The sequence below is a fragment of the Brevundimonas sp. Marseille-Q4549 genome, from assembly GCF_976940555.1.
The window spans coordinates 96,816-113,618 of sequence record NZ_CDRHXG010000001.1 but is presented as its reverse complement, the minus strand read 5'-3'; the positions used below and the strand labels follow the sequence as shown (position 1 = coordinate 113,618).

Here is a 16,803-nt window from a genome sequence, read left to right as displayed (position 1 = left end):
TTTGGCGGTCAGGCGTAGTCCTGGATCGCCTTCACATCCAGGTCGCCGGCCTTGATGGCGCCGATGGCCTGGGCCGCCGCAAGCGCGCCGGCGGTGGTGGTGTAGTAGGGGATCTTCATCATCAGGGCGGTGCGGCGCAGGGAGAAGCTGTCCTGCAGCGACTGTTTGCCCGAGGTGGTGTTGAAGACCAGCTGGACCTCGCCGTTCTTCATGGCGTCCACGATGTGCGGGCGGCCTTCCAGCACCTTCTTGACCAGGCCGACGTCCAGCCCCTGTTCCGTCAGATAGGCGTGTGTGCCGCCGGTGGCGATCAGGGTGAAACCCTCGGCCAGCAGGGTCCGGGCCGCGTCCAGGATGAAGGGCTTGTCCTCGTCCTTGACCGAGATGAAGGCGCAGCCCGAGGTCGGCAGGGTGACGCCGCCGCCGATCTGGGACTTGGCGAAGGCGCGGGCGAAGGCGGGGGCCATGTCGGCCTCGCCCTCGCGTTTCCAGTCCAGACCCATGACCTCGCCGGTCGAACGCATTTCCGGGCCCAGGATGGTGTCGACCCCGGCGAAGCGGGCGAACGGGAAGACCGCCTCCTTGACCGCGATATGGTCATACGGCCTGTCGGTCAGGCCGAAGGATTTCAGCGGAACGCCCGCCATGACCTTGGCGGCGATGGCGGCGATGGGCTGGCCGATGGTCTTGGCCACGAAGGGCGCCGTGCGGCTGGCGCGCGGGTTCACCTCCAGCACGAAGATGCGCGGGTTTTCGCCGTGCGGCTCCTCGATGGCGAACTGCACGTTCATCAGGCCGCGCACCTTCAGGGCCTTGGCCATTTCGGTGGTCTGGCGCTTCAGCTCGTCCACGATCTCGGGCCGCAGCGAGAAGGGCGGCATGGAGCAGGCGCTGTCGCCCGAGTGGACCCCGGCCTCCTCGATATGTTCCAGCACGCCGGCGACGAAGACCGTCTCGTCGTCGCACAGGGCGTCCACGTCGACCTCGGTGGCGCGGTTCAGATAGTGGTCGATCAGGACGGGATCGTCGCCCGAGACGCGCATGGCCTCGTGGACGTAGCGGTCCAACTGCTCCCGGTCGTGGACGATCATCATGCCGCGACCGCCCAGGACGTAGGAGGGGCGCAGGACGACGGGATAGCCGACCTCTTCGGCCTTTTGCGCGGCCTCCTCGGCCGAACGGGCCAGGGCGTTGGGCGGCTGGCGCAGGCCGATGCCCTCCAGCATCTGCTGGAAGCGTTCGCGGTCCTCGGCCAGGTCGATGGAGTCGACGGAGGTGCCCAGCACCGGAATGCCGTCGTCCTGAAGCGCATGGGCCAGCTTCAGCGGGGTCTGGCCGCCGAACTGGACGACGCAGCCGATCAGTTCGCCGTTCGCGCGTTCGACCTCGATCAGCTCCAGCACGTCTTCGGCCGTCAGCGGCTCGAAATACAGGCGGTCCGAGGTGTCGTAGTCGGTCGAAACCGTCTCGGGGTTGCAGTTGACCATGATCGACTCGACGCCGATCTGGTCGAAGGCGAAGGCCGCGTGGCAGCAGCAGTAGTCGAACTCGATCCCCTGGCCGATCCGGTTGGGGCCGCCGCCCAGGATGATGGCCTTCTTGCGATCCGACGGCGCGCTCTCGCACTCGGGAATCTGGCCCAGCGCCCCGGTCTCATAGGTCGAATACATATAGGCGGTGGCGCTGGCGAACTCGGCGGCGCAGGTGTCGATGCGTTTGAACACCGGGCGGACGTTCAGACCACGACGGGCCAGACGCACGGATTTTTCCGTGGACCCGACAAGATGGGCCAGGCGGGCGTCGGAGAAGCCCTTGGCCTTCAGGCGGCGGAACTCGGTCGGGTCGGTCGGCAGGCCCTTGACCCGGACGTGGCCTTCCTCGCGCACGATGTCGGCGATCTGGCGCAGGAACCACGGCTCATAGGCGCAGGCGGCGTGGACCTCATCCACCGACAGGCCGTGGCGGAAGGCCTGGGCGATGACGCGGATGCGGTCGGGCGTCGGCACGCCCAGCGCCCGCACCACGGCGGCGCGGGCGGTCGCGTCATCGGCGGCCCCGGCGACGCCCTCGATCTCGATCTCGTCGAAGCCGTCCAGGCCCGTCTCCAGCCCGCGCAGGGCCTTCTGCATCGATTCCTGGAAGGTGCGGCCGATGGCCATGACCTCGCCCACCGACTTCATCGAGGTGCCCAGCAGGGGCTCGGAGCCGGGATATTTCTCGAAGGCGAAGCGCGGGATCTTGGTGACGACATAGTCGATCGACGGCTCGAACGACGCCGGCGTGACCTGGGTGATGTCGTTCTGAAGCTCGTCCAGCGTATAGCCGACCGCCAGACGCGCCGCGACCTTGGCGATGGGGAAGCCGGTGGCCTTGGACGCCAGGGCCGAGGAGCGCGACACGCGCGGGTTCATCTCGATCACGACCATGCGGCCGTCGGCGGGATTGATGGCCCACTGGACGTTCGATCCGCCCGTCTCCACGCCGATCTCGCGCAGGACGTTGATCGAGCCGGTCCGCATCCGCTGATATTCCTTGTCCGTCAGCGTCAGGGCCGGGGCGACGGTGATCGAGTCGCCCGTGTGGACGCCCATCGGATCGACGTTCTCGATGGAGCAGATGATGATGCAGTTGTCCGCCGTGTCGCGGACGACCTCCATCTCATATTCCTTCCAGCCCAGAACCGACTCTTCGATCAGCACCTCGGTGGTCGGCGACAGGTCCAGACCGCGCAGGACGATCTCCTCGAACTCCTCGCGGTTATAGGCGATGCCGCCGCCGGTGCCGGCCAGGGTGAAGGACGGGCGGATCACGGCGGGCAGGCCGACGAACTCCAGCCCCTCCAGCGCCTCCTCCATCGAATGGGCGGCCTTGGAGCGCGGGCTCTCCAGACCCAGCTTGTCCATGGCGTCGCGGAACTTCTGCCGGTCCTCGGCCTTGTCGATGACCTCGGCCTTGGCGCCGATCATCTCGACCCCGTGGCGGGCCAGGGCGCCCGATTCATGCAGGGCCAGCGCCGTGTTCAGCGCCGTCTGGCCGCCCATGGTGGGCAAGAGGGCGTCGGGCTTTTCCTTGATGATGATCTTCTCGACCATCTCGGGCGTGATCGGCTCGATATAGGTGGCGTCGGCCACCTCCGGGTCGGTCATGATGGTGGCGGGGTTCGAATTGACCAGGATGACCCGGTAGCCTTCCGCCTTCAGCGCCTTGCAGGCCTGAACGCCGGAATAGTCGAACTCGCACGCCTGGCCGATGACGATCGGGCCGGCGCCGATGATGAGGATGGACTTGATGTCTGTGCGCTTGGGCATCGCCAGCTCTTCTTCTTATTGAACGCTAATGGGTCACGACCGCGCATTCCCAGCCGTCGTAGTCCAGCTGGAAGGCCGCGGCCCAGGTCTGCATCATGGCCGAGACGGGCGCGAAACTGTCCGCATCGACCGCCATGGTGGTCTCGAGAATGGTCATGTCGCCTTCGCCGCGCGCGATGAAGCCGGCGCGACTCGCCACCTCGCACAGGTCGCCGTGTCCGTCCTCGTCGCCCAGGAAGTAGAACAGGGTGTGGCGCGGGGTCACGCCGCTGTCGCCCTTCTCGGCCAGCGCCGCGCGCACCATGGCGTCGCGTTCGTCATGACTGATGTGCGAAGCGTCCAAGAGACTGCGCCGTCCTTCATTCCTGCGCGCGCAAGAAGCCGCCGCAGAGCCTGGCCCTGCGACACCTGCGCCGTGTTGTCGGTTAAGCGGCCCGTTTAGAGAGGGAGGGGCGGGGGGGCAACTGGAAACGTCGCGCAGCACGATATCGATGTTCGATCGGACGCTACTGAGGCATAAAGACGTTTCGAAAAGGCCGGTAACGCATACAAAAAGTCGAGAATCTGCCTGCTTGTGTCCAGTGTGTCACGGTTATATCACACTTAAGGCTTGGGTGGGGCGCTTCAATGGCTCTAGTCTGCGCACTCTTCAGGCGTGTGCCTGAACTTCACTTGGTGTCCCCCGCGCCGAATAGTTAGTAAGAGGTTCTCCTTGACGTATCGACGTTCACGGCTGCTTGCCGGCAGCATGCTTTCCGCCCTTGGCCTCGTCGCGGCCTTCCCGGCCATGGCCCAGCAGACGCCGCCGCCGGCCTCCAGCCAGGACGACGCCGTCACCGTGTCGGAAGTCGTCGTCACCGGCACGCGTCTGCGTCGACCCAGTTTCCAGGGCACCAACCCCGTTGCGTCGGTTACGGGCGAGTCGCTGCAACTGGCCGGCGTCACCAATGTGACCGACTTCCTGACGGATCAGCCTGCGCTGGTGGGCTCGACCACGCTTCAGGACAACTCCAACGCCGCCAACCGCGGTTCGGTGGGGCTGAATCTCCTGGATCTTCGCAACCTGGGTTCTCAACGGACTCTGGTTCTGGTGAACGGCCGTCGTCACGTCGCCTCGGAAGCGGGATCGTCTTCTGTTGACATCAACACGATCCCGGTGGCGCTGATCGATCGCATCGACGTCATGACGGGCGGCGCCTCGGCCGTATATGGGGCCGATGGGGTGTCCGGCGTCGTCAACTTCGTGCTCAAGCAGAACTTCGAGGGCGTTGACGCCCGCGCCCAATATGGCTGGTCGGAAAACGGCGGCGGCGAGAACAGTTTTGTCAGCGTGCTGGCCGGCCACAACTTCGCCGACGGAAAGGCCAACCTGACCTTCGGCGTAGAGCATTCGAAGACTGAACGCCTGGCGCGCGAGGACCGCGAATTCTCCAGCCTCGCAGGGTCGGAGAACGTCGTGGTCAATCCCGACTACACCGGCGCTCCGGGCCAGTATCGCCGCATCTTCGCGCGCAACGTCCGCTACATCGACACCTCGCCGGGCGGATCGGTCTACACCAATCTCGATTTCTCGGATTCGTTGTCGGGCGTGGACTTCAACGGCGACGGAACGCCCTTCCGTGACGGTATCTACACCAGCGGCTTCTCGATGATCGGCGGCGATGGTTCCCAGACCGCCGCGTACCAGACGGACCTTATTCCGGAACTGGAACGTACGTCGCTGAACGCCACCTTCAACCTCGAGCTGACGCCCAATCATCATTTCTTCGGCGAAGCCAAATATGTGAACACCAAGACCCAGTTCCAGTCGCAGCCCACCTTCGACTACGGTCTGTTCATCCCCATCGACAATCCGTTCATTCCGGATTCGATCCGGGCCGCCGCGACGGCGCCCGACGGCATCGCAAATGCGATCGACGGCGTGATCATGGCGCGGGACAACTTCGATCTCGGCGACATTCTTCGTGACGTGGAACGCGAGACCTACCGCGCCGTGGTGGGCTTCCGCGGCGACATCAACGACCACCTCTCCTATGAAGCGTCGCTGAACTATGGCCGCACGATCGAGAACAACAACGAACTGAACAACCGCATCAACGAGCGGTGGTTCGCCGCGATCGACGCCGTGCGCGCGCCCAATGGCGACATCGTTTGCCGATCCAATCTGGATCCGAACGCCATCCCGCTCGGCGAATACCCCGGTTTCGGCTCGCCCTTCGACGCCTCGACCTGGGGTACGACCTTCACGCCTGGCGCCAACTCGGGCTGTCAGCCGCTGAATCTCTTCGGACAGGGCAAGAATAAGCAAGAGGCCCTGGATTGGGTGCTGACCCAGTCGGCGTCCAAGGATCGTGTCGAGCAATTTGTGTTCAACGCCTTCATTTCAGGCGACACCGGCGCCTTCTTCAACCTGCCGGGCGGTCCCGTGTCCTTCTCTCTCGGCACGGAGTATCGCCGGGAAGAGGCGCGTTCCATGGTTTCGGCCGATGAACGGCTAGCCGCTCAACTTGGCTACAACGTCACCTGGCTTGGTCAAGGCACCGATCTGTCCGGCGAATTCGACGTGACGGAGGTCTTTGGCGAACTGTCGCTGCCGCTGCTGGCGGACCTGCCTTTCGTCAAGAGCCTGACGATCGATGGCGCCTATCGATATTCGGACTATTCGACGGCGGGCAAGACGGACAGCTACAAGGTGGGCCTGCTGTGGGCCGTCAATGACTCGGTGTTCCTGCGCGGCACCGGCGCGCGTTCCGTGCGGGCGCCGAACATCTCGGAACTGTTCCTGCCGCTGTCCCAGACCTATGCGAGCCTGGGCGATCCCTGCGATGTCAACGCCTATCAAAACGGGATCAATCCGGCGGTTCGCGAAGCGAACTGCCGTGCGGCCCTGGGACTGGGACCGAACGACGCGTACAACTTCAACAACACGACCTCTTCTTCGGTCGAAGGCGTGATCGGCGGAAATCGCAATCTGCAGCCGGAAGAGGCCGACACCATCACCGGCGGCTTCGTCCTGACGCCGACCTTCCTGCCCGGCTTCTCGCTGGCGCTGGACTACTATGACATCAAGTTGTCGAACGCGATCCAGTTCTTCTCGGCCCAGAGCATCGTCAACAAGTGCTACGACCTGCCCCAGCCGAACCAGTTCTGCGCGCTGCTGACACGCGATCCGTCCACGAAATTCATCGATTCGTTCCAGCAGTTCGGCGTCAATGTCGCCGAGTACCGGACGTCGGGCTGGGATCTGACCGTGGACTACCGGATCGACCCGGCGAACTTTGGCGTCAAGCGGGATATCGGCACCTTCCGTATCGGCGTCACCGCCAACAAGCTCGACAAGCTGGAGTTCATCGAGGATCCGTCGGATCCGCTGAGCGCCGACGACACCGTTGGGCAGGCGCGCGTTCCGAAGTGGCAGGCGAATGCGGACGTGACCTGGGAATACCGCAACCTGCTTGTGAACTACGGCTACAACTGGTTCGAGAAGACCCGTCGCTACGAAGGCGTGCCGGACGACTACATCGAGCCGCGCTACCGCTATCACGACGCGCGTTCGACGCATGACCTCCAGGTCCGTTATACGCTGCGGGATGACGTCAGCATCTACGGCGGCGTGAACAATATCGGCGATCAGAAACCGTCGCGCGGTCTGGTCGACTATCCGGTGAGCCCGCTGGGACGCTTCTTCTATGTGGGCGTGAATCTGAAGCGCTGATCGCGTTTCAGGACCTCTAGAAGGAAGGGCGGCTCGAAAGGGCCGCCCTTTTCTATGCCGTGATCGCGGCGATCCAGTCGGGCAGTTCGGCTATGCGGGCCAGGGAGACGTAGCGGGGTTCGTTCTCGGGGGCGTCGGCCAGTTCGTGGGCCCAGGTGACGGGGTAGGGGATGTGGACGCCGAAGGCGCCGGCGGCGATGGCGGGCAGGACGTCGGACTTCATGGAGTTTCCGGCCATCACCGCCTCGGCCGGGCCGGTGCCGTGGCGGCTGAAGACGCGGTCGTAGGTGGCGCGGTCTTTTTCGGAGACGATCTCGACCGCGGCGAACCGTTCGCCCAGGCCCGAGGCGGCCAGTTTGCGTTCCTGATCCAGAAGGTCGCCCTTGGTGATCAGGATCAGACGGTATCGGTCGGACAGTTCGGCGATGGTTTCGTCCACGCCGGGCAGGGTCTCGACCGGATGGGCCAGCATCTCGCGGCCGGCGGCCAGGATTTCGCGCACGACCTCGGGCGGGGCGCCGCCGTCGCACAGTTCCATCGCCGTCTCGATCATCGACAGGGTGAAGCCTTTGACGCCATAGCCGTAGAGCCGCAGATTCCGGCGCTCGACTTCGGCCAGGCGCGCCTCGATGGTCTCGGCGTCGCCGTGATCGTCCAGAAGGTCGACGAACCGCGCATGGGTCAGGCGGAAGATCGTCTCGTTGTGCCAAAGGGTGTCGTCGGCGTCGAGGCCGACCGTGGTGATGGGCATGGTCGTGGTCCGTGGTCTGGTTGCGCTCTTGGCGTGCGTCCGGGGCGAAGGCAAGGCGCGCCCCGGCTTCGTGACTTGCAGACGTGGCGGGGTTCGGCCAAGGCTGAGATCATGAACGGTCGCCCCTTCCTGCGCATGGTCGGCGTCCTGTCGCTGGGCCTGGCTCTGGCGGCGGGAGCGGCGGCGTCGCCACAGGCGCGCGGGAATCCGGCGCGCGGGGAGACGCAGGCCGTACGCCTTTCCGACATCGCGCGGACGCCGCCGTCGCCGGAGCGGGCGCGGCTGAACGCGCGGGTGTTCGACCGCGTCTGGAACGAGGTGCGCCGCGGCTATTACGACCCGCGACTGCATGGGGTGGACTGGGAGGCGGCGCGGGCGCGGTTCCGGCCCCAGGCCCTGGCGGCGGAGGACGAGCGCGACCTCTATCAGTCGATCAATGCGATGCTGGACCTGCTGGACGACGGTCACGCCGCCGCCAGTCCGCCCGCCGCCGTGCGCCGCCAGGACGCCCGCTACGCCCGGCGCGCCGTCATGGGCATGACCCTGATGCGGGGCGATGCGCCGGACGTCTGGACGGTGGAGCGGGTTCGGCCCGGCTCTCCGGCCGCGGCGGCGGAGGTTCAACTGGGGTGGACCCTGGACAGCATCGACGGGCGGTCGTGGTCGCCGGACGTGGAGACCTATGAGGGTCGGCCCGTGCGTCTGGCGCTGATCGACGAAGAGGGCGCGCGGCACGAGACGACCCTGGTTCCGCAGCTGATGGACGGGCCCGAGCCCTTCACCGCCGACGATTCCCATCCCGGCGTGCTGATCCTGACGGTCGAGCAATTCGACCAGGGGCTGGGGCGTTGGCTGGGGCAGGAGCTGGACGGCCTGCCGCCCGATGTCGGGGTGATCCTGGACCTGCGCGCCAATCCGGGCGGGCGGCTGTGGGAAGCCGAGTCCGTGCTGACCTGTTTCCTGCCGCGCGACCAGGTCTGGGCCACGCGCACGGGCCGGACGGGGCGGGCGGTGGTGCTGAGGGCCTCGGGCGACTGCGGCGGGCGACGTCAGCCGGCGCCCAATCCGGTCGCGGTCCTGGTGGACGGCGCCAGCCGCAGCGCGGCCGAACTGACGCCGGCGGCCCTTCAGGAGGCGGGGCGCGGCCTGGTCGTCGGCGAAAAGACGCCGGGCTCGGTCCTGATCGCCCAGGAGAGCGATCTGCCCGATGGCGGCCGGCTGACGCTGAGCCGGGCGGACTTCGTCACCGTGCGGGGCGTGCGGCTGGAAAAACGGGGCGTCACGCCCGACATCGCCGCGCCGCGCACCCTGGCCCAGCGCCGCGCCGGTCAGGATCCGGCGCTGGAGGCGGCCATCGCCGCCCTGCGACGTCCCCCGGCCGACAGAGCCCTGGCGCCGGATCGACGCGATGGCCTTTAGGTCGCCGTCAGCAGCAACGAAATCCTCCAGCCCCGCCGCCGAACCGGCGCTGTTCGTGCAGGCGGAAGAAGGCGACCTTGTCCAGGGGCGGCTGGTCCGGATGGGTCGCCTCGGCGTGGGCGACATAGGCGTCATAGTCCGGCTGGCCGATCATGGCGCCGGCCGTGCGCCGGACGCCGCGCCCCCAGCGGACGGCGGCGTCGCGGCACCGGCACAGCAGATCGTCGGAAACCTCAGGCACGGGCGACGTCCGCCGCTTCGTCGGACGCCGTCAGCGCGTGGCTCTCAGGATATTCGCGCACGGTCGGGCGGTTGTTCCGATAGGCCTTCAGGCAGGCCAGAACGCCATAGACCACCATGGTCAGCACCACGAACAGAAAGCCCGCCGTCAGGGCCGAGTTGACGTAGTCGTTGACCACGATCCGGTGCATGTCCGCCGCCGACCTGGCCGGGGCGATCAGATCGCCGGCGCCCAGGGCCTCCTGGTACTTTCTGGCGTGGGCCAGGAAGCCGATGCGGACGTCGGGGTGGAACAGCTTCTGGAAGCCGGCCGTCAGGGTGCAGATCAGCAGCCAGGTCGCGGGCAAAATCATGACCCAGGCGAACTTTTCGCGCTTCATCTTGAACAGAACGACCGTGCCCAGGATCAGGGCGACCGCCGCCAGCATCTGGTTGGCGATGCCGAACAGGGGCCACAGGCTGTTGATGCCGCCCAGCGGATCGACCACGCCCGTATAGAGGAAATAGCCCCACAGGCCGACCGTCAGGGCCGTGGCCACGACATTGGCGCCCCAGGACTTGGTCTCGCGCATCTTGGGAACCGCGACGCCCAGCAGGTCCTGGATCATGAAGCGGCAGACGCGGGTGCCCGCATCGACCGTGGTCAGGATGAACAGGGCCTCGAACAGGATGGCGAAGTGATACCAGAAGGCCATCATGGCCTTGCCGCCGATGACGCCCGACAGGATGTGGGCCATGCCGACCGCCAGCGTCGGGGCGCCGCCTGCGCGCGACAGGATGGAATGTTCGCCCACGTCGCGGGCCAGCTGCTCAAGCTCTCCGGGCGTGATGTGGAAGCCCCACTGGGCCACGGCGGCGGCGGCCGAGGCGGCGTCCTTGCCGATCACGGCGACCGGGCTGTTCATCGCGAAATAGACGGCCGGGTCCAGAACCGTGGCGGCGATCAGGGCCATGACCGCGACGAAGCTTTCGCACAGCATGGCGCCGTAGCCGATCATCGGGATCTGGGCTTCGTTCTCCAGCAGCTTGGGCGTGGTGCCAGACGAGATCAGGGCGTGGAAGCCCGACACGGCGCCGCAGGCGATGGTGATGAACAGGAAGGGGAACAGGGCGCCCGCGAAGACCGGGCCGGTGCCGTCGATGAAGGGGGTGACAGCCGGCATCTGCAAGTGCGGACGCACGATCAGTATGCCGATGGCCAGGGCCAGGATGGCGCCGATCTTCAGGAAGGTCGACAGATAGTCGCGCGGCGCCAGGAGCAGCCAGACCGGAATGACGGAGGCGATGAAGCCATAGACCATCATCAGGATCGCCAGGGTCGGGCCGGTCAGGGTGAAGGCCGGGCCCCAGAACGGGTCGGCCGCGACATGGCCGCCGCCGATGATGGCCAGGATCAGCAGGACCACCCCGATCACCGACACCTCGCCGACGCGGCCGGGGCGCAGGAAGCGGGTGTACAGGCCCATGAAGAGGGCGATGGGGATGGTGGCGGCGACGGTGAAGGTTCCCCACGGGCTTTCGGCCAGAGCCTTGACCACGACCAGGGCCAGAACCGCCAGGATGATGACCATGATCATCAGGACGCCCACCTGGGCGATGACGCCGGGGATATTGCCCATTTCGGTGCGGATCATGTCGCCCAGGGACTTGCCGTCGCGGCGCGTGGACATGAACAGGACCATCATGTCCTGAACCGCCCCCGCCAGCACCGCCCCGACCAGAATCCACAGCACACCGGGCAGGTAGCCCATCTGGGCGGCCAGCACCGGCCCGACCAGCGGTCCCGCGCCGGCGATGGCGGCGAAGTGGTGGCCGAACAGGACGTTCCTGGGCGTCGGCACATAGTCCAGCCCGTCGTTGCGGCGCATGGCCGGGGTCGGGCGCGCGGGGTTCAGCTGCAGGACCTTGCCCGCCAGATAGCGGGCGTAGAACCGATAGGCGATGGCGTAGGTGCAGACGGCGGCGACCACCATCCAGACCGCGCTGATGCTCTCGCCCTGATGCAGGGCGATGATCGCCAGCGACACGGCCCCCAGGATGGCGATGGCGCCGAAGATGATGGGTGTGCTCAGCTTGCCCACGACAGATCCCTCCCGACCGGCTGACTGCGGCCCTCATCCCCTGGTTTGCACCACAATGCGGCGCAAGGCCAATCGACGAAGTTCGTAAAGGCGGGGAAGAGACGAGGGGAGCTACGCCCGAACCACCTTCACACGCCCGGCCGCCTCGCGCGCGCGTTCGCGGGCTTCATCGACATCGGCGCCGCGGGCTGTGGCGACGCCCATGCGGCGGCGCTCATAGGCTTCGGGCTTGCCGAACAGGCGCAGGTCGGCGGTGGGGACCGACAGGGCCTCGGCGACGCCGTCGAACGCCACGCCCTGCGCCTCCAGGCCGCCGTAGATGACGGCGCTGGCGGCCGGTTCGCGCTGGGTCACATCGACCGGCAGCCCCAGGATGGCGCGGGCGTGCAGGGCGAATTCGCTCAGGGTCTGGCTGGCCAGAGTGACCAGGCCGGTGTCGTGCGGGCGGGGCGAGACTTCGGAGAACCAGACCTGATCACCCTTGACGAACAGTTCCACGCCGAAGACGCCGTAACCGCCCAGGGCGTCTGTCACCTTGCCAGCAATATCCTGCGAGGCGGCCAGGGCGGCCGCGCTCATGGCCTGGGGCTGCCAGCTCTCCACATAGTCGCCCTTGACCTGACGGTGGCCGATGGGGGCGCAGAAGGAGGTAGCGGTCTCGCCGTCGGCGCCGCGCGAGCGAACGGTCAGCAGGGTGATCTCGAAATCGAAGTCGATCCGGCCCTCGACGATGACGCGGGCGCCCGCGACCCGGCCGCTCTCCTGCGCATAGGTCCAGGCGTCGGCGATCTGATCGGGGTTCTCCACGAAGGACTGGCCCTTGCCCGAGGACGACATCACCGGCTTGACGAAGCAGGGATAGCCGACAGCCTGCGCCCCCGCCGCCAGCTCCTCGGCCGAGCCGGCGAAGGCGTAGGGACTGGTGGGCAGGCCAAGGTCTTCGGCGGCCAGTTTGCGAATGCCCTCGCGGTTCATGGTCAGCTGGACGGCCCGGGCGGTGGGGACCACGCGCGCCATGCCCGCCGCCTCGATGTCGACCAGAACATCGGTGGCGATGGCCTCGATCTCGGGCACGATGATGTGCGGCGCCTCGGCCAGGATGACGCCGTTCAGCACCTGGGCGTCGGTCATCGGAATGACGTGGCTGCGGTGCGCGACCTGCATGGCCGGGGCGTTCGGATAGCGGTCCACGGCGATGACCTCGCAGCCCAGCCGCTGAAGCTCGATCGCGACCTCCTTGCCCAGTTCGCCCGAGCCCAACAGCATGACGCGGACGGCGGTGTCGGAAAGCGGGGTGCCGAGTTTCATGGCGCGTCCTTGTATTGAATCAGGTCCCAGCCATTGCCGTAGAGGTCCTCGAAAACCGCGACCTTGCCATAGGGCTCGTCGCGCGGAGATTCGCGAAAGCGAACGCCGGCGGCTGAAAAGGCGGCGTGGTCGCGGTCGAAGTCGTCCGTCTCGAGGAACAGCCAGATCCGACCGCCGGCCTGATCCCCGATCCGGGCGACTTGCTCGGGCGTCGAGGCGCGCGCCAGGATCAGGCTGGTGTCGCCGCCGCGCGGCGTGACACGCACCCAGCGCTTCGTCCCCTGGTCGATATCGCCGTCCAGGACGAAGTCCAGCTTGCCGACGAAGAAGGCGATGGCCTCTTCATAGTCGCGGACCAGCAGGCTGACGGCGCCGAGGCGAGGCATGGGATCAGAGCCGCGCCTTGACCGCCGCCACGACGGCGTCCGAGGTGATGCCGAACTTCTCGTACAGGACCTCGGCCGGGGCCGAGGCGCCGAAGCCGGTCATGCCGATGAAGCCGCCGTCTTCGCCGATGAAGCGGTCCCAGCCCTGTCGGATCGCGGCCTCGACGGCGACGCGCACCGTGCCGCGCCCGATGACGGCGGCCTGATAGGCGGCGTCCTGCTGTTCGAACAGTTCGAAGCTGGGGACCGAGACGACGCGGGTGGGCGTGCCTTCGGCCTCCAGAACCTTGGCGGCGTCCAGCGCCAGGGCCAGTTCCGTGCCGGTGCCGAACAGCGTGACCTTGGCCTCGCCATTGGCGGCCTTGATCTCATAGGCCCCCTTGGCCGACAGGTTTTCGCCCGAGGCGACGGTGCGGACCGCCGGGGTCTTCTGGCGCGACAGGGCCAGGGCCGAGGGGGCGGTCCTGGTCTGAAGCGCGATCTGCCAGCACTCCATCGCCTCGACCGTGTCGGCGGGGCGGAAGACCAGAAGGTTCGGAATGGCGCGCAGGGCCGCCAGATGTTCGACCGGCTGGTGCGTCGGGCCGTCCTCGCCCAGACCGATGGAGTCGTGGGTCAGGACGTGGATGACGCGGACCCCCATCAGGGCGCCCAGGCGGATGGCCGGGCGGCTGTAGTCCGAAAACACCATGAAGGTGCCGCCATAGGGGATGACGCCGCCGTGCAGGGCCAGGCCGTTCATGGCGGCCGCCATGCCGAACTCGCGGATGCCCCAGTTGACGTAGCGACCTTCATAGGTCGGAGCGTCCAGGATCGGCGTGCCCTTGACGAAGGTGTTGTTCGAGCCGGTCAGGTCGGCCGAGCCGCCGACCAGTTCGGGAATGGCGGCGAACAGTTCGTCCAGCGCCGCGCCCGACGACTGGCGCGTGGCCTGGGCCGGTTGCGTCTCGATCAGTTCGGCGATCTTGGCGTTCAGGGCGTCGAAGGCGGCCTCCGGCAGGTCGCCCTTCATGGCGCGGGTGAAGTCGGCGGCCTGGGCCGAGGCGGCGAGGCGGGCCTCCCACTTCTTGCGGTCCTTCGATCCACGACGGCCGACCTTGCGCCAGGCCGACAGGATGTTTTCCGGCATTTCGAACGGGGCGTGGTCCCAGCCCAGGCCCAGACGGGTGGCGGCGATCTCGGCGGCGCCCAGGGCCGCGCCGTGGGTCTTGTGGCTGCCTTCCATGGTGGCGGCGCCCTTGCCGATCTTGGTCTTGCAGGCGATCAGGGTCGGCCTGTCCTGACGGATCGCCCACTGCATCGCCGACTTGATCGCCTTCATGTCGTGGCCGTCGACGGCCTTGACCGCCCAGCCGGCGGCCTTGAAGCGGGCCTTCTGGTCCACGGCGTCCGACAGCGAAACCTTGCCGTCGATGGTGATCTCGTTGTCGTCCCACAGCACGGTCAGCTTGTTCAGCTTATAGCGGCCGGCCAGAGCGATGGCCTCCTGCGACACGCCCTCCATCAGGCAGCCGTCGCCGGCGATGACCCAGGTGCGGTGATCGACCAGGTCGTCGCCGTATTTGGCGGCCAGATGCCGCTCGGCCATGGCGAAACCGACCGAGGTCGCCAGACCCTGACCCAGAGGGCCGGTCGTGACCTCGACGCCCGGCATATGGCCGTATTCCGGGTGGCCGGCGGTCTTGGAGCCCCACTGGCGGAAGTTCGACAGCTCTTCCTTGGTCGCGGCCTTGTAGCCGGTCAGGTGCAGCAGGGCGTAGATCAGCATCGAGCCGTGACCGGCCGACAGGATGAAGCGGTCGCGGTCGGCCCAGTCGGGGCGCGATGCATCGAACTTCAGGAACTTGGAAAACAGCACCGTCGCCACGTCGGCCATGCCCATCGGCATGCCGGGGTGTCCCGACTTGGCCTTTTCGACGCCGTCCATGGCGAGGACGCGGATGGCGTTGGCCATCTGCTCGGCGGTGGCCTTCGGTGCGGATTTGGCGTCGGTCACGATGAGACCTTTCGTCGGGATGCGGAATTTAAGAGGCGGCGCCGCTTTACCCCGACGCGCCGTCGGGTTCTATACGCAATCTGAAGGAGCGACCGATGGCAGACGCCACCACGGCCGCACGGGCGCGTATCGACCGCGCCCTGGCCGAACTGGAACGCAAGATTCTGGAGCTGAAGGCGCGGCCCGCCTCGGCGCCCGCCATCGCGGACGACGACCTGTTCGCGCCTCGACCGGCTGAGCAGCGCGAGGCCGAGCTGGAAGCCGCCGGCCGTGAGGCGTCGCAGGCCCTGGGCCGCGCGGCCCAGGCGGTGCGCGAGGTCCTGGCCGAAACCGTCGAAAGGCAGGCCGACTGATGGCCACAGTGACCGTGGAGGTGAACGGCCGCCCCTACGCCATCGGCTGCGCCGACGGGCAGGAAGAGCGCGTCCGCATCCTGGCCAAACAGTTCGACAACCAGGTGCGCCAGGTGGCCCAGGACGTCGGAAACGTGGGCGATCTGAGGCTGTTTCTGATGTCGGCCCTGATCCTGTCGGACGAACTGCACGAGGCGCGGCTGAACGGCGGCAAGGCGACCGCCCCCGCGCCTGCCAGCGCACCCGCATCCACCGCCGCCGCGACCCAGGACGGGGTCGCAGAAGCCCTGAACGCCGTCGCCGCCCGGATCGAGAAGATCGCGCAAAATATATGATGGCTCGCCGCTGGCGCGTTCGGTCGCGAGGCCCTATCTTGTCCGACGGCGGGTCATGCTGCGGCCCACGTCGAAGACAACATATCCTTCTGACCTTAATTCACTCTACGGGATCTGTCCCTGTCCGGGCTCGAGGGCCTGGGCATATGGAGCCCACCTGGCTACCCAGGTCGAGAGGATTTAAACGCTCTTCACGGTTCGCGCGGCGCCGCCACCTTCCGTCTTTTTGCGCTAACGCTTGCGACGCGGTCGCGCGCTGCTTGAGCGCGGCTGGTGCGCGTGTTCTCGGCGACTGAGTGCGTGTTTTGGGTTGTCGCTCGCGATTGAGCGCGCGGACGTTTCGGGAGGGCGGATGAGCCAGGACAAGCACGAACGCCGGTCCGCCGCACGGGCCTTGCGAAAGCGTCTGGCCGAGAGCGATCCGCTGGCGTCGCGTCGTGCGGCCGATCATGCCCGCGACCTGCCGCCAGCCCGGATCGTCGCCCTGTATCGCGCCATGGGGTCCGAGCTGGATACGGACGCCTTGGCTAAAGCGCTTGAGGCCGCGGGGCGTCGACTGTGTCTGCCGGTGGTGGTTCAACGCGATGCGCCGATGCAGTTTCGCGCCTGGGCGCCCGGCGAGCCGCTGGAACTGGACGCCGCCGGATGCCCCGCGCCCCTGCCGCTGGCCGAGATCGTCGATCCCGACCTGATCCTGACGCCGCTTCTGGCCTTCGACCGTTTCGGCGGGCGGCTGGGCCAGGGCGGCGGCTATTACGACCGCACCTTCGCCGAACGCCCTGACGCCCTGCGGATCGGTTTCGCCTATGCTGGACAGAAGGCCGAGCCGCTCAGACTGGAAGCCCACGACATTCGACTGCATGGCGTTCTGACCGAGAACGGCTATACGGCTTTCGAATGAGACACATCCA

At 67.1% G+C, this 16,803-nt stretch carries 13 protein-coding genes and 1 other RNA gene; 6 read left to right on the top strand and 8 right to left on the bottom strand.

Going from position 1 to position 16,803, the window contains the following annotated elements; genetic code table 11:
* Positions 1 to 8: 8 nt before the first annotated feature.
* Both carB and ACWPV3_RS00580 read right to left on the bottom strand, forming a co-directional pair.
* The gene (carB, locus tag ACWPV3_RS00585) at positions 9 to 3,308 is read right to left on the bottom strand and encodes a carbamoyl-phosphate synthase large subunit (RefSeq protein ID WP_453976450.1); all 3,300 of its coding nucleotides are present in this window, start codon (positions 3,306 to 3,308) and stop codon (positions 9 to 11) included.
* Positions 3,309 to 3,333: 25 nt separating this feature from the next.
* Positions 3,334 to 3,651 carry a hypothetical protein gene (locus ACWPV3_RS00580; RefSeq protein WP_453976449.1) on the bottom strand — a complete coding sequence of 106 codons (318 nt, stop codon included), beginning with the start codon at positions 3,649 to 3,651 and terminating at the stop codon, positions 3,334 to 3,336.
* A 405-nt stretch (positions 3,652 to 4,056) separates the two neighbouring features.
* Here ACWPV3_RS00580 and ACWPV3_RS00575 point away from each other — a divergent pair, with 405 nt between their 5' ends.
* Positions 4,057 to 7,023 carry a TonB-dependent receptor plug domain-containing protein gene (locus ACWPV3_RS00575; protein ID WP_453976448.1) on the top strand — a complete coding sequence of 989 codons (2,967 nt, stop codon included), beginning with the start codon at positions 4,057 to 4,059 and terminating at the stop codon, positions 7,021 to 7,023.
* Positions 7,024 to 7,075: 52 nt separating this feature from the next.
* Here the strand turns inward: ACWPV3_RS00575 and ACWPV3_RS00570 are convergent, their stop codons facing one another.
* Positions 7,076 to 7,774 carry an HAD family hydrolase gene (locus ACWPV3_RS00570; RefSeq protein WP_453976447.1) on the bottom strand — a complete coding sequence of 233 codons (699 nt, stop codon included), beginning with the start codon at positions 7,772 to 7,774 and terminating at the stop codon, positions 7,076 to 7,078.
* 111 nt (positions 7,775 to 7,885) lie between these two features.
* On the opposite strand from ACWPV3_RS00570, the gene ACWPV3_RS00565 reads away from it, so the two are divergent.
* The gene (locus tag ACWPV3_RS00565) at positions 7,886 to 9,193 is read left to right on the top strand and encodes a S41 family peptidase (protein WP_453976446.1); all 1,308 of its coding nucleotides are present in this window, start codon (positions 7,886 to 7,888) and stop codon (positions 9,191 to 9,193) included.
* A gap of 7 nt (positions 9,194 to 9,200) precedes the next feature.
* Here ACWPV3_RS00565 and ACWPV3_RS00560 read toward each other — a convergent pair whose 3' ends face one another.
* The 5 genes from ACWPV3_RS00560 to tkt form a co-directional block, all read right to left on the bottom strand.
* Complete coding sequence (locus ACWPV3_RS00560) at positions 9,201 to 9,434, bottom strand: YbdD/YjiX family protein (protein WP_312736297.1); 234 nt, start codon at positions 9,432 to 9,434, stop codon at positions 9,201 to 9,203.
* Positions 9,427 to 11,514: a carbon starvation CstA family protein gene (locus ACWPV3_RS00555; protein ID WP_453976445.1), complete on the bottom strand. Its 2,088-nt coding sequence runs from the start codon at positions 11,512 to 11,514 to the stop codon at positions 9,427 to 9,429. Before ACWPV3_RS00555 ends, ACWPV3_RS00560 begins: the two co-directional genes overlap by 8 nt.
* 111 nt (positions 11,515 to 11,625) lie before the next feature.
* Positions 11,626 to 12,822, bottom strand: coding sequence for a formate-dependent phosphoribosylglycinamide formyltransferase (purT, locus tag ACWPV3_RS00550; RefSeq protein WP_453976444.1), 1,197 nt, complete (start codon positions 12,820 to 12,822; stop codon positions 11,626 to 11,628).
* Positions 12,819 to 13,208 (bottom strand): VOC family protein, encoded by a 390-nt coding sequence (locus ACWPV3_RS00545; RefSeq protein WP_453976442.1) that lies wholly within the window; start codon positions 13,206 to 13,208, stop codon positions 12,819 to 12,821. Before ACWPV3_RS00545 ends, purT begins: the two co-directional genes overlap by 4 nt.
* A 4-nt stretch (positions 13,209 to 13,212) precedes the next feature.
* Positions 13,213 to 15,204 carry a transketolase gene (gene tkt, locus ACWPV3_RS00540; protein ID WP_453976441.1) on the bottom strand — a complete coding sequence of 664 codons (1,992 nt, stop codon included), beginning with the start codon at positions 15,202 to 15,204 and terminating at the stop codon, positions 13,213 to 13,215.
* Between the two features lie 95 nt (positions 15,205 to 15,299).
* On the opposite strand from tkt, the gene ACWPV3_RS00535 reads away from it, so the two are divergent.
* From ACWPV3_RS00535 to ACWPV3_RS00520, 4 genes are all read left to right on the top strand, one after another.
* Positions 15,300 to 15,557, top strand: coding sequence for a hypothetical protein (locus ACWPV3_RS00535; protein ID WP_453976440.1), 258 nt, complete (start codon positions 15,300 to 15,302; stop codon positions 15,555 to 15,557).
* Positions 15,557 to 15,892, top strand: coding sequence for a cell division protein ZapA (locus ACWPV3_RS00530; protein ID WP_312736306.1), 336 nt, complete (start codon positions 15,557 to 15,559; stop codon positions 15,890 to 15,892). Before ACWPV3_RS00535 ends, ACWPV3_RS00530 begins: the two co-directional genes overlap by 1 nt.
* 52 nt (positions 15,893 to 15,944) lie before the next feature.
* A non-coding RNA gene (ssrS, locus tag ACWPV3_RS00525) (6S RNA) lies at positions 15,945 to 16,105 on the top strand.
* Positions 16,106 to 16,244: 139 nt separating this feature from the next.
* The gene (locus tag ACWPV3_RS00520; protein ID WP_453976439.1) at positions 16,245 to 16,793 is read left to right on the top strand and encodes a 5-formyltetrahydrofolate cyclo-ligase; all 549 of its coding nucleotides are present in this window, start codon (positions 16,245 to 16,247) and stop codon (positions 16,791 to 16,793) included.
* Positions 16,794 to 16,803: the final 10 nt, after the last annotated feature.